The organism is Kitasatospora sp. NPDC093679 (assembly GCF_040683455.1).
Taxonomy (GTDB): domain Bacteria; phylum Actinomycetota; class Actinomycetes; order Streptomycetales; family Streptomycetaceae; genus Kitasatospora; species Kitasatospora arboriphila.
In genome coordinates, this window is sequence record NZ_JBFBDW010000028.1 from 24,432 (window position 1) to 37,019 (window position 12,588).

Genomic DNA, 12,588 nt, shown 5'->3' on the forward strand with positions numbered 1-12,588 from the left:
GCGGACTCGCAGGGCTGCATGTGCTGCTCACAACACCGGGAGTGCGGTGCCCGGCTCTGTGCGTACGCGTCGGGCGCGTACACGCGAGGAGGCCACTGCCGCGGGAACCGGTACGGTGTCCTGCACGGCAATGGCCTCCTCGTCGTTCATGGTGCCGACGCGCCCCCCGAGGGGTGCTGGAGAGCCCGATCGGCGCGTTCCCGGCCGCTGCTGCGGCCCGGCGCGCTTCCTACCTTAGGCCGGAAGCGCCGGGGAACGGGTTTCAGGCGCCGACGCGGAAGCGGACGAAGCGCTTGAGGGCGACGCCGTTCTCCTCGAGGACCTTGGCGACGGTCTTCTTGTTGTCCTTGGCGAACGCCTGCTCCAGGACGGAGTTCTCCTTGACGAAGCCGGTGACGCGACCCTCGACGATCTTCGGCAGGGCGGCCTCGGGCTTGCCCTCCTCGCGAGCGGTGGCCTCGGCGACGCGGCGCTCGTTCTCGAGGTCCTCGGCCGGGATGTCCTCGCGGGAGAGGTACTTCGGCGCGAAGGCGGCGATGTGCTGCGCGACGTCCTTGGCGACCTCGGCGTTCTCCTTGTCGAGCTCGACGAGGACACCGATGGTCGGCGGGAGGTCCGGGTCCGACTTGTGCATGTAGACGCCGACGAAGCCGTCGCCGTCGAACTGCGCGAAGCGACGGAAGACGATCTTCTCGCCGAGGGTGGCGTTGGCCTCGTCCACGAACTGCTGGACGGTCTGGCCGGCGGCGATCTCGGAGGCCAGGGCGGCCTCGAGGTCGGCCGGGGAGGTGGCGGCGACGTGCGCGGCGATCGCGTTGGCGACCTCGACGAACTTGCCACCCTTGGCGACGAAGTCGGTCTCGCAGTTCAGCTCGACCAGGACGCCGGCCTTGTTGCCCTCGGCGATCAGCGAGGCGACGGCGCCGTTGGAGGCGTCGCGGCCCTCGCGCTTGGCAACGCCCTTCTGGCCCTTGATGCGGAGGAGCTCGACGGCCTTCTGGACGTCACCCTCGGCCTCGTCCAGGGCCTTCTTGCAGTCCATCATGCCGGCGCCGGTGAGCTCACGGAGCTTCTTGACGTCCGCGGCGGTGAAGTTCGCCATGGTGTGATCTCTTCTCACGTCTCGCGTGTCTGCGTGGGGTGGTGCGGGGCCGGTGGTTCGGCCCCCGCACGGGAGAGAGGGGCACCTACCGGTGTCGTACCCGGTGGGTGCCCCTCACCCTTGGTACGTCAGGCCTGCTCGGCCTCGGCGGCCGGAGCCTCGGCGGGAGCCTCGGTGGCCGCAGCCTCGGCGGCGGGGGCCTCGGCGGCCTTCTGGCCCTCGAGGATGTCCTTCTCCCAGTCGGCCAGCGGCTGGTCGGCGCCCGGCTCGGCCTTGGTGTCGCCCTTGGCGACACCGGCGCGGGACTTCAGGCCCTCGGCGACGGCGTCGGCGATCACACGGGTCAGCAGGGTGACGGAGCGGATCGCGTCGTCGTTGCCCGGGATCTTGTAGTCGACCTCGTCCGGGTCGCAGTTGGTGTCGAGGATGGCGACGACCGGGATGTTGAGCTTCCGGGCCTCGCCGACCGCGATGTGCTCCTTCTTGGTGTCCACGATCCAGACGGCGCTGGGAACGCGCTGCATGTCGCGGATACCGCCGAGGGTCTTCTCCAGCTTGTCGTACTCACGCTGGAGGACCAGGAGCTCCTTCTTGGTGAGGCCGGAACCGGCCACATCCGTGAAGTCGATCTCGCTGAGCTCCTTGAGGCGCTGCAGACGCTTGTAGACGGTCGAGAAGTTGGTCAGCATGCCGCCGAGCCAGCGCTGGTTCACGTAGGGCATGCCCACGCGGGTGGCCTGCTCGGCGATGGCCTCCTGGGCCTGCTTCTTGGTGCCGACGAAGAGGATGCTGCCGCCGTGGGCGACGGTCTCCTTGACGAACTCGAAGGCGCGGTCGATGTAGTTCAGCGACTGCAGGAGGTCGATGATGTAGATGCCGTTGCGCTCCGTGAAGATGAAGCGCTTCATCTTCGGGTTCCAACGACGGGTCTGGTGACCGAAGTGGACGCCGCTCTCCAGCAGCTCCCGCATCGTGACGACGGCCATGGCCGTGCTCCTCAGGTTTTGCGCCCGGCGAGCCGCTCCACGGAGGAGGCGGGGAACCGGGTCTCTCGGTTGTGTCCGCGGCGGCCGGGTGACCGCCACGCCTGACGCCCCGGGCGTGCCAAGCCGCCGCGGCCTGGACGGCACTGGGCCGGCAGGCTCGGCGGACCGAGCGGCACTCGCACCGGACGGAGACCACGCCGACCCCTTGCGGGGCGGCCGCTCCACCGGTGGCGGGGCGTGCGAAGTCGACCCGGTGGACCGGGTCGCGTGTGAAGTGTACGGGAAGGCCCGAGTTGCGGGCGACTCCGGCGGCCGGGAGCATCCGGGCGGACAGGGGTGAGAGGGGCTCGGTTCAGCGGGACGTGGGACGGCGTTCGCTCCCGGCCGGACGGCGCTCCCCGGCGGACCGGAGTTGTTCACCCGGCCGGGTGACAGCGGTTGTCCACAGGGCGGGGTTGTCCACAGGTCCTGCGGCGCGGTGCTCGGGGCGCTCCTGCGGGGGCCAGCCTGGCCGGCATGAACCACCGTCCGATCGGTCCTCCGATCCTCCTGATGCGCCGGTGCCCGTTCCCGTGGCGGGCCCTGTTCCGGAAATCACTGCTGATGGCGAGGCTGCGGGTGCCCGGCCTGCTGCGGGTGCCCGATCTACTCCGGCCGTCCCCGGGGTCGAACGTGGCGCCGCCTCCGGGGTTGCCCCCGAGGCTGCCTCCGGGGTTGCCCCCGGACGCCCGAGGCGGGCTGTTGCTCGCGCTGATGCTGGCCGGGACCGTCGCCCTGATGCTTCCGCCGCCGCGGTCCGAGGTCGGCGCCCTTGGGGCCGGGCGGTCGGATGCGGCCGCATCGATCGGCGCGGTCCGACCGGTGGGTGTGCCTGGGCCGCTGGGTGTGCCTGGACTCGTCGGTGCGCGCGGACCGGTGGGTGCGCCGGCCTCACAGGACGGCCGGGCACCGACCGGCGATCGCGCCTTCCGCCGCACCCCTGGTGCCGGTCGGGCCTGGCCGGTGGGCGGGGCCGCCGCACTGCTCCGCCGGTTCGAGCCGCCGGCTGCCCGCTGGGCGGCCGGGCACCGGGGCGTCGACGTGGCGGCGCCTGCCGGCACGCCGGTCCGGGCCGCCGCTCCCGGCGTCGTCTCCTTCGCCGGATCGGTGGCCGGACGACCGGTGGTGACGGTCACCCACCCCGCCTCCGGGAATCCCCCGTTGAGGACGACCTACCTGCCGGTCGAGGGCTCGGTCGCCGCGGGCACTGCCGTCGGGGCGGGTGAGGTGATCGGGAACCTCGCCGACAGCGGCCACCACTGCCCTGCCGGGAACTGCCTGCACTGGGGACTGCTGCGCGGCCCCCGGTACCTCGACCCGCTCGCCCTGCTCGGCACCGGCCGCGTCCGGCTGCTGCCGCTCGACCACCACGCCTCCGGCGTTGGCGGCAGTCGGTCGGTGACGGCGAGCCGGGGATCCGGGTCGGCGTCCCCGGAGGACGGCTCCCCGCGCGGACCCGGCTGCCGGGGTTCGACAGCCGATTGCACGCGACGGGCTGCCGATCGGGGTGCGGGCCCCGGGCCGGCCTACCTGCGGTCGCCGCCCGCCAGCCCGTCCAGCGCCAGGGCGACGGCCGCGTCGGCGATCGCCACGGCCTCCTCCGGGGTGGCCCGCTCCGTCTGGCGCGAGGCCGTGTCGATCACGCCCTGCAGCAACAGCGCGGCAAGGCGGGGGTTCGCGTGGCCCAGCTCGGCCAGGGCATCGACGACCAGCGTGACCAGACCGCTGTGCGCCGCCCGGATGCGCTCCCGGGCAGCGTCGTCCAGTTCCACTTCGGAGATCGCCGTCACCGCGAGGTGCCGCGGATCGGCCGCCAGGTGCAGTTGCCCGCGGATGTACGCCTCCAGCCGGCCGCGGGCGTTGTCGCACACGGCCATCCCCGCCTCGATCTCGGCGGTCCACAGCGGGAGGTCGGCCGCGCAGAGCTCCTCCACCACGGCAGCCCGGGAGCGGAAGTACTCGTACACGGAAGACCGGGCCAGCCCGGTCCGGGCGGCGAGGGCCGCGAAGGTCAACGCCTCCCGGCCGCCCTCGGCGAGCAGCAGGCGGGCGGCGTCCAGGAGCGCAGCCCGCTGCAACTGGCGATGCTCGGCCACCGTGGCGGCCCTGATCTTCGGCACACTCCTACTCTACGGAGCCTTACGGCAGCGCCGACCGCCACCACGCGAACCCCCTGGCGTCCCCCGGCGCACGGCCCGACCCGCGCGCCGCGCCCCGGCACGGCGCCGTCCGATCCGGTGGTGCCCGACCCGATCCGCCCGATCCCGTCCGGTCCGGTCGGGCCCGCTCGGTCGGAGCCGATCCGGCGCGGACCTGCGGGCCGAAGCCGCCCCGCGACCGTCCGCGGAGCAGCTGGTCGGCCGGGTCAGCGGACGTCGGAGAGCTTCGCCCTCAGTTGCAGCACCGACTTGGTGTGGATCTGGCTGACCCGGCTCTCGGTCACCCCGAGCACCTGACCGATCTCCGCCAGGGTGAGGCCCTCGTAGTAGTAGAGCGTCACCACCGTCTTCTCCCGTTCGGGCAGGGTGCTGACCGCCGTGGCGAGCAGGCGGCGCAGCTCGCGGTCCTCCGCGATCTCGACCGGGTTGTCCGCGCCGGTGTCCTCCAGGGTGTCCATCAGGGTGAGGGCGTCGCCGCTCTCCCCGATGGGGTGGATCAACTCGTCGAGGGCCATGACGTTGGCGAGCGACAACTGGCTGAAGATCGCGTGAAGGTCATCCAGCGTGATGCCCATCTCGGCGGCCACTTCGGGCTCGTGCGGCGTGCGCCGCAGCCGGGCCTCCAGGGTGGCGTACGTCCGCTCGACGGTCTTGGCCTTCTGCCGCACCGACCGGGGGATCCAGTCGAGGGCGCGGAGTTCGTCGATGATCGCCCCACGGATCCGGCTGATCGCGTAGGTCTCGAACTTGATCGCGCGATCGATGTCGAACTTCTCGATCGCGTCGATCAGCCCGAACACGCCGGAGGACACGAAGTCGGCCTGCTCCACGTTGGCCGGCAGGCCGACACCCACCCGGCCCGCCACGTACTTGACCAGCGGCGAGTAATGCAGGATCAGCTGCTCGCGGAGCCGCGGGTCCCCCGACTCCTTGTAGGAACGCCAGAGCGTCTCCAACGCGCTGCGCTCGCCGGAGGCCTTGGCGGCACGGCCGGCCGACGCCTGCTGTCCGAGCCGCCCGGAGGTCGGCACCGCGGGTTGTGTCGCGGGCTGAGCCGCGGGCCGGGCAGCCTCGGCGGGCGCAACGGGTGGCTTGACGGGGGACGGCACCGACTTGGGGGTCGCCACCTCCGGGTGGGGCGCCGCCGGGGTGCCCGGCTCGGGGAGGGTCGGGCGGTGGCCGTCGGCCTCCGTCCGCGCTCCGTCCACCCGGCCGGACTCCGCTGCGGCGCCCGAGGTCGATCCCGGCGGTGAAGCCGGCGGTGTCGACCCTGATGTCGGTGCGGGCACCGGGACGGGCGTCGCCGACTCCGGACGGGCGGGCTCCCGAGGTGCCACCGGCCGACCGACGGTCTCCACGCCGTCCGGGACCCGCTCGTGCCCTCCTCCCCCGCCGGCAGGGCGTGCCGGAACCGGGCGCACGGGGCCGGGGAGCCGCCGGGCCGCCGTCCGGTCCGCCCCTCCGGAACCACCGGGGGGCGCGGCGCCGTCGGCTCCGGCCCGGCGGGCGGTCGGCCAGGGCCGCTCCCCGCCCGGTGCCGCCGGTCCGCTCCTGGCCTGCGCGCTCCTCGACGGCGGGGGCTGATCGGCACGGGCATGGACGTGGGAGTGGCTCGGCTCGGCCTCGTACGGATCGGTCCACCGCGCCCCGCCGTGGGCGGACCGCCCACCGGCGTTGCCCTCGACGGCGCGACGCTGGTCGGGACGCGCCTCCGGGTAGGGCTGGCGGGCGGCAGCTCGCTGAGCCTCGTCCGTACGGCCCGTCCGGTCGATCTGCTCCTCGCGGTACCGCCCGTGCGACTGCGGACCGCAGGCCGCCTCCGGGGCCACTGGCGGGCCGGCCGGCCGCTCGTGCGTGGTGGGCACGGCATGCGGAAGGGCCGACGGTCGGGCAGAGGTCTCGGAGACGGCCGGCCCGACCGCTCCTTGGGCTTCCGCCCTCGCAGGCGGGCCCATGGGGGCGCGCGGCACCAACGGGTGCGCCGGGGCGGACGGAGCAGGGTGCGCTGCGGAAGGCGCGGGCGCCGCAGGCCCGGACCGCGCGGGTGCGGTGGGCGGGGCCGCTGCGCTGCGGGTCTCCTGCTGGCCTGGTGAGAGCGGCCGACCCGGCACGCGGGTCTGGCCGACCGACCGGGCGGGGTTCATCGGCGTCGGCCCCTGGGGCCCGAGGTCCGCCGCGGGACGGGCCCCGGCCCCAGCCCTTCCCGCAGACCGGGCGTCACCGGTCACCCTGTGTCCCGGAATGTTTGTGGGCATGCGTTGGTCTGCGCCGTTCTGCCGAGTCATGTGCTGATAGGGAAGCCACAAGGGAGCGTAGCGTGACCACGTCGCTGCGGTGTGCTACCGCCACTCGGTCGTCGCCCGATCCGGTGGCCCACCCGGCGCGTGCCCGCGACGCGCGCCGGTGCGTGTCGCGACCCTCAACGGCGCCTGACGAGCCGCCAATGGGCGCCGAATCGCTCGACGTAGCCGAGCGAGACCAACTCGTACAGATGCTGCAGCACGGCGTCCGGAGAAAGTCCCGCCTCCCGGGCGAGTCGGTCGACCGGAGCTCCGTCCGCACAGCCGGGGACGGCCTCCAGCACCCGGGCCACCGAAGGCTCCAGCAGGTCCCGCGGGAGGACCGGGCCGGACCGGGGTGGTGCGAGGTCGTCGCCGACCGCTCCGACGAGTTCGGCGATGTCGGACGCGTCGGTCACCAACGTGGCACCGCCGCTGCGGATCAGCGCGTGCACACCGGCGGACAGCTCCGAGGTGACGGGGCCGGCGACGCCCATCGTGTGCCGGTTGAGGTCCCGGGCCCGGCGGGCGGTGCTCAGGGCGCCGCTGCGGACGGCCGCCTCGACGACGACCGTGCCGCGGGTGAGCGCCGCTATGACGCGGTTCCGCAGGACGAACCGGAAGCGGTTGGGATGGACTCCCGGTGCCAGTTCGCTGACCAGCAGCCCCTGCTCGGAGATGCGGCGGATCAGTTCGGTGTTCCCGGGCGGGTAGCTCATGTCGACCCCGCAGGCGAGGACGCCGACGGTGGCGCCGCCGACGGCGAGGGCGCCCCGGTGGGCGGCCGAGTCGATCCCGTAGGCGGCGCCGGAGACCACCACCCAGCCGCGTTCGGCCAGTTGCGAGGCGATCTCGCCGGCGACGTGCGCGCCGTAGGCGGTGCACGCCCGGGAGCCCACCAGGGCGACGGAGCGCAGCGCCAGCAACCGGAGCGATCCGGTGCCCCGCACCCAGAGGCCGACCGGACGGCCCTCCCGGAGGTCGTCCAGCTGGCTGGGCCATTCGGGATCGCCCGGAATGATGAACCGTCCGCCGTGCGCCTGGACGAGGCGGAGGTCCGCGACGGGATCGAGCGCCGCGCAGCGAGCCCGGTAGTCACCGACCCGGCCCGGGTCGAGGCCGTACGGACCGGGGTGCAGCCGGCCCCGGACGACGTCGACCACCGTGGTGGCCCCGAGTTCGGCGAGCCAGCGCCCCATCACCGCGTCACCGGGCTCGATCAGCCGGGTGAGGGCCGCTCGGGCCAGGCGCTCGGGTGACGGAGCCGGGCCTCCCCCGGGGGGCGACGCCCGCGCCGCGTCACCCGATGGGCACCTGTCCGGACGGACGTCCTCGGTGTCGGTCGTGCGGGGCGGACTCGTGGAGGTGCTGCTGGTGCTGTCCATTCCGGACTCCTCGGTCCTTGGTCCTCGGTTGATGTGTCGACGTGTCGATGTTTTGCGTGCCGTCCGCCATGTGCCGTGCGCCGTATGCCGGGGCCGGTCCGGCCGGCGGGGCGGTCACGGGTCGGCGATGCAGCCGCCGTGGTCGTGGTGGGTGTCGCGCGGGAGTCGCGGGGGCTCGGCCATCGGGCCGCGGTGCACGCCCGTCCGCAGGGCGAGCGCCGTCCGGACGTCGGACCGGCCGGGTCGGTCGCGGCCCGAGAGGTCGGCGATCGTCCACGCCACCCGGAGCACCCGGTCGAGCCCGCGGGCCGTCAGCAGTCCCCGTTCCAGATCCCGTTCGGCGTCGGTGAGCGCGTCGGGCTGCAGTCGCCAGCGCGTCCGCAGTTCGTGGCCGGGGACCTCCGCGTTGGTGCGCCAGGGGGTCTCGGCCAGCCGGGCGGCCGCGCGGTGGCGGGCGGCCAGCACCCGGGCTGCCACGACGTCGGTGGACTCCGCCGTGTTGTCGCGGGTCATCAGTTCGGCCCGCGAGACGGAGGAGACCTGGACCTGGAGGTCGACGCGGTCCAGCAGGGGGCCGGAGAGCCGGGCCTGGTACCGGTTGACCGTCGTCGGGGTGCACTCGCAGCCCTCGCCGCGGATCGAGTGGCGCCCGCAGGGGCACGGGTTGGCCGCCAGGCAGAGCAGGAACCGGGCCGGCAGGCGCATGGACCCGGCGGCGCGGGCGATCATCACCTCGCCCGACTCCAGCGGTTGGCGCAGTGCGTCGAGGACGCGCACCGGGAACTCCGGCGCCTCGTCCAGGAAGAGCACCCCGCGGTGGGCCAAGGAGACGGCACCGGGCCGGGGCATCCCGCTGCCGCCGCCGACGATGGCGGGCATCGTCGTGGAGTGGTGCGGCGCGCAGTAGGGCGGGCTGTCGATGAGCGGCCGGTTGGGCGGCAGCAGTCCGGCGACCGAGTGCACGGCCGTCACCTCCAGCGCCTCCTTCTCGGTGAGCGGCGGGAGCAGCGCGGGCAGGCGCTCGGCCAGCATGGTCTTGCCGGCGCCGGGTGGCCCCTTCAGGTAGAGGTGGTGGCCTCCGGCGGCCGCGATCTCCAGGGCGTGGCGGGCCTCGTACTGGCCGGCGACGTCCGCGAGGTCGGGCCGGATCGTGTTCTCCGCGGCGATGTCGCGCACACCGATGCCGGGCAGCAGCAGCCCGGCCAGCAACGGGTTCGGCCGGCCGGCGAGCGTGTCGGGCTCGTCGTCGGGTGGGGGTGCGTCGGTGAGCACAGCGATCAGTTGGCGCAGGCTGCGGACGCCCATCACCGAGACGCCCGGTACGAGCGAGGCTTCGGCCGCGGTCTGCTCCGCCACGACGACCTGGCGGTATCCCGCGTCGGCGGCTGCCAGGACGGACGGCAGGACGCCCCGGACGGGCCGGACCCTGCCGTCCAGGCCGAGTTCGCCGATGATGAGGAGTTCGGCGATGGCGGCCGGGTCGATCCGGTCCGCGGCTGCCAGTACGGCACAGGCGACGGCCAGGTCGAAGCCGCTGCCGCTCTTGGGCACGGAGGCCGGGCTGAGGCCGACGGTGAGTTTGCGCTGCGGCCAGCTCTCGCCGCTGTTGACGACCGCGGCGCGGACGCGGTCGCGGGCCTCCGAGAGCGCCTTGTCGGGCAGGCCGACCAGGGTGAACGCGGCCACGCCGGGTTCGAGGTCGGCCTGGACCTCGACCACCACGCCGTCGACACCGACGAGTGCGACCGAACAGGTACGGGCGAAGGTCATGTCAGAGCGCCCCTCGGAGATGCTCGACCAGGGCCGCGCCCTTGGCCCGGTTGACGACGGCCACCAGATCGATGCGGACGCCGCCGGGCGGTGGTGGCGGCGGCGGACCGGCGCCGAGGGCTGCTGCGTCCGAGGCGGCGGTGCCGCCACGCTTCGCCGCGGTCCGCTTCCGGGCCTGGCCCCTCCCGCCGGCCGGGCGCTCGGCTGCCCGCTCGTCCGGCGGCTCGGACTGCTCGTCGGCCCGTGCCGCACCCTGTGGCTCGGGGTGCTCCCGGGCCGCCTTCCCGATGCGCTTCGCGGCCTTCATCCTCGGCCGCACACCCGCACCCGCACCCGCACCCGCACCCGCAGCGTGGTCCAGGTCCACCGGATCCCGGTCCGGAAGGTCCGGCAGCGGGGGCCCGGCCGAAGCCGAGGGGGTCGAGTGGGCCGATGCGGCCGAGGGCACGAGCAGTCCGTCGCCCCGGGGCACGTACGTCACCCGTTCGGCGAGCAGTTCGAAGTAGGTGGGCCAGCGTTCGGCGAGCCAGCGCTCGGCGAGTCTGCGCAGCCGGTCGGCCTTCGGCCGGTCGATGCCCTCGGTGGGCTGCTGGAACGCGTGTTCCGAACGCGTCTTGACCTCGCAGATCGCGAGGGTGTCGCCGTCCAGCGCGACGATGTCGAGTTCACCCTCGGCGCACCGCCAGTTGCGTTCGAGGATGTGCAGGCCCTCGTGGGCGAGCCTGCGGGCGGCCACTTCTTCGCCGTAGCGACCGAGACCGTTGTTGGAACTCTGCACGGCCATCACCTCCGTGCCACGGAGGTTGCCGTACGGGCCGTGGCGGGAGCGCCGCGGTGTCAGGACCTGTGGACAACCCGGGCCTGTGGACAACCCGGGTCCCTCGCAGGGGTGGCTTTGCGGAGCCGCTCTGGACACGGGGCGATCGACCCGTCCATGCTCGGTGCTCCAGACGCGGCGCTGCCCGCTGCCGACGGCCGATGCCGCCGGTCGCTGTCGGCCGACGCATCCGCGGTCCCGGTCGGCGCAGCAGGTGCTTCCCCGGTCGCGTCCCCGGTGGCCTCGCCGGTGGACTCGTCAGGTATTTCGCCGTTCAGTTCCCGAACGACGCGTCGTCGGACGGCAGCTCCAGGTCGCTCTTCGCCAGCTCCTCGATGTTGACGTCCTTGAAGGTCAGGACCCGCACCTTGCGGACGAACCTGGCCGGCCGGTACATGTCCCAGACCCACGCATCCGCCATCGACACCTCGAAGAACACCTCGCCCTGCACCGAGTGGACCTGCAGGTCGTAGTCGTTCGTGAGGTAGAACCGTCGCTCGGTCTCGATCACGAATTTGAAGAGCCCGACGACGTCCCGGTACTCCCGGTAGAGCTTGAGCTCCATCTCGGTCTCGTACTTCTCGAGGTCTTCGGCACTCATCCAGGCGTCCCCTCACTCGTCACGTCCACCCCATTGTGGACCACCGCACCCGCCGTCAAAGCCGTACCGGTGGGACTTGCGGGCCTTGCGCGACCAGCTGTTCGACCAGCTGGGCCAAGCCCGCCGGGTAGACCGTCTCGGCGGTGCCGCGCAGTTCCTCGACCGTCCACCAGCGGGCGGCGAGCAGCAGCGCGTGCTCGCCGTCGCCGGCGGTCGCCGGGCCGGTGGCGCCCGTCCCCGCGGCGGCGAGGCCGAAGGCGTCCGGCTCGGCCTCGGTCCGGGCCAGGTGGAACCACTGCTCCTGCTCGTACGCCTGGCCCTGGAAGGAGAACGTCACCGTGCCGTACGCGACCACGGGCCCCAGCTCCACCTCGGCCGGGCCGATCTCTTCGGCGAGCTCGCGCAGGGCCGCCTCGCGCAGGCCCTCGCCCGGCTCCAGCCCGCCGCCCGGGGTGATCCACCACGTGGTGCCGGGGACGGCCGGGTCGAGCCCGCGCAGGAGCAGCACCCGGTCGCTGCGGTCCAGCAGCAGCACGCGGGCGGCGCGGCGGCGCAGGGCGGCCAATCCGCTCACCTCCTGGTCCCGGGGCCCACAGCGGCCCGCGTCAGCGGCGGGTGCGTCGGCCGACCCAGCGGACGACCGACACCGCCCAGCCGGCGGCGCCGGCCGCGAGGACGAGGGCTCCGCCGCCGACCGCCGCGTAGGCGGCGGGGACGAGCAGGCCGTGCGCCGAGGCGGGCCGGCCCTTCACGTCGTCGAAGGCGGTGGTCCGCGGCACGGCGGCCGTCCGGTCGGAGGGCCAGACGATGCCCTCGACGCGGGCGACCACGTCGGTCGCGGCCACGGTACCGCTCGCGAGGTCGAGGTGGCTGCGGGAGTCGAGGGAGTTCGACCGGGAGTCGCCGAGCAGGAAGATCCGGCCCTCGGGCACGGTGATGCGGTAGCCCTCGCCGGGGCCGAGGTGCTGGTCGGTGTAGGGCTCCTCGACGGCGGTGCCGTTGACGGTGAGGCGCCCGTCCGATCCGCAGCAGGCGACGGTGTCGCCGCCCACGGCGACCACCCGCTTGACCATGGTGGCGCCGCCCCAGAGCGGTTCGCTGAAGACGACGATGTCGCCGCGGCCGACGGACGCCCCGTCCGTCCGGTGGGCGAGCACGGTGTCGCCGTTCTTCAGGGTGGGCGTCATGGAGGTGGTGGGGATGCGGTACGGCCGGTACTGCAGCGCGAGGTAGGCGAATCCGCCGACCAGCATCGCGAAGCCGACGGCGATGGCGACGCCCTGGAGCAGCGAGGCGATGCTCCGGCGGGGCCTGCGGGGTGTCGCCGCAGTGGCCGGACGCTCCGTGACACTGCTCATCGCGGTCGCACCTTCCTGGTCGGTGCGGGCTCGGCCGGCTCGCCCCTGAGTGGTCCGCGCCTGCGGTACGGGCACTGCACCGGGCTCCGGAG

The 12,588-nt window shown here is 73.9% G+C and carries 9 protein-coding genes and 2 pseudogenes; 1 reads left to right on the plus strand and 10 read right to left on the minus strand.

Annotated elements, in window-relative coordinates; genetic code table 11:
• Window positions 1–262: 262 nt before the first annotated feature.
• Window positions 263–1,102, minus strand: coding sequence for a translation elongation factor Ts (tsf, locus tag AB0O09_RS22660; protein WP_344625124.1), 840 nt, complete (start codon window positions 1,100–1,102; stop codon window positions 263–265).
• Between the two features lie 128 nt (window positions 1,103–1,230).
• Window positions 1,231–2,088, minus strand: coding sequence for a 30S ribosomal protein S2 (gene rpsB / locus AB0O09_RS22665; protein WP_363543826.1), 858 nt, complete (start codon window positions 2,086–2,088; stop codon window positions 1,231–1,233).
• 777 nt (window positions 2,089–2,865) lie between these two features.
• Here rpsB and AB0O09_RS22670 point away from each other — a divergent pair.
• Window positions 2,866–3,435: pseudogene (locus tag AB0O09_RS22670) on the plus strand (M23 family metallopeptidase); the annotation flags it as partial.
• A 218-nt stretch (window positions 3,436–3,653) separates the two neighbouring features.
• Here the strand turns inward: AB0O09_RS22670 and AB0O09_RS22675 are convergent.
• The 8 genes and pseudogenes from AB0O09_RS22675 to lepB all read right to left on the minus strand — a co-directional run bounded on the left by AB0O09_RS22675 (window position 3,654) and on the right by lepB (window position 12,496).
• Window positions 3,654–4,223: a TetR family transcriptional regulator gene (locus AB0O09_RS22675; RefSeq protein WP_363543918.1), complete on the minus strand. Its 570-nt coding sequence runs from the start codon at window positions 4,221–4,223 to the stop codon at window positions 3,654–3,656.
• A 269-nt stretch (window positions 4,224–4,492) separates the two neighbouring features.
• Window positions 4,493–5,317, minus strand: coding sequence for an RNA polymerase sigma factor WhiG (whiG, locus tag AB0O09_RS22680; protein WP_363543828.1), 825 nt, complete (start codon window positions 5,315–5,317; stop codon window positions 4,493–4,495).
• 1,388 nt (window positions 5,318–6,705) lie between these two features.
• Complete coding sequence (gene dprA, locus AB0O09_RS22685) at window positions 6,706–7,950, minus strand: DNA-processing protein DprA (RefSeq protein ID WP_363543829.1); 1,245 nt, start codon at window positions 7,948–7,950, stop codon at window positions 6,706–6,708.
• A gap of 114 nt (window positions 7,951–8,064) precedes the next feature.
• Window positions 8,065–9,720, minus strand: coding sequence for a YifB family Mg chelatase-like AAA ATPase (locus AB0O09_RS22690; RefSeq protein ID WP_363543831.1), 1,656 nt, complete (start codon window positions 9,718–9,720; stop codon window positions 8,065–8,067).
• Between the two features lie 526 nt (window positions 9,721–10,246).
• Window positions 10,247–10,504 (minus strand): annotated as a pseudogene (locus AB0O09_RS22695) (YraN family protein); the annotation flags it as partial.
• Window positions 10,505–10,811: 307 nt separating this feature from the next.
• The gene (locus tag AB0O09_RS22700) at window positions 10,812–11,138 is read right to left on the minus strand and encodes a DUF2469 domain-containing protein (RefSeq protein WP_030275680.1); all 327 of its coding nucleotides are present in this window, start codon (window positions 11,136–11,138) and stop codon (window positions 10,812–10,814) included.
• A 55-nt stretch (window positions 11,139–11,193) separates the two neighbouring features.
• Window positions 11,194–11,712, minus strand: coding sequence for an NUDIX domain-containing protein (locus AB0O09_RS22705; RefSeq protein WP_363543833.1), 519 nt, complete (start codon window positions 11,710–11,712; stop codon window positions 11,194–11,196).
• Window positions 11,713–11,743: 31 nt separating this feature from the next.
• The gene (lepB, locus tag AB0O09_RS22710) at window positions 11,744–12,496 is read right to left on the minus strand and encodes a signal peptidase I (RefSeq protein WP_363543835.1); all 753 of its coding nucleotides are present in this window, start codon (window positions 12,494–12,496) and stop codon (window positions 11,744–11,746) included.
• Between the last annotated feature and the right edge of the window lie 92 nt (window positions 12,497–12,588).

Coding starts and splice junctions, on each gene's coding strand:
- AB0O09_RS22690 (WP_363543831.1), bottom strand. CDS start 9,720: ATGACCTTCGCCCGTACCTGTTCGGTCGCACTCGTCGGTGTCGACGGC.
- dprA (WP_363543829.1), bottom strand. CDS start 7,950: ATGGACAGCACCAGCAGCACCTCCACGAGTCCGCCCCGCACGACCGAC.
- rpsB (WP_363543826.1), bottom strand. CDS start 2,088: ATGGCCGTCGTCACGATGCGGGAGCTGCTGGAGAGCGGCGTCCACTTC.
- tsf (WP_344625124.1), bottom strand. CDS start 1,102: ATGGCGAACTTCACCGCCGCGGACGTCAAGAAGCTCCGTGAGCTCACC.
- AB0O09_RS22700 (WP_030275680.1), bottom strand. CDS start 11,138: ATGAGTGCCGAAGACCTCGAGAAGTACGAGACCGAGATGGAGCTCAAG.
- lepB (WP_363543835.1), bottom strand. CDS start 12,496: ATGAGCAGTGTCACGGAGCGTCCGGCCACTGCGGCGACACCCCGCAGG.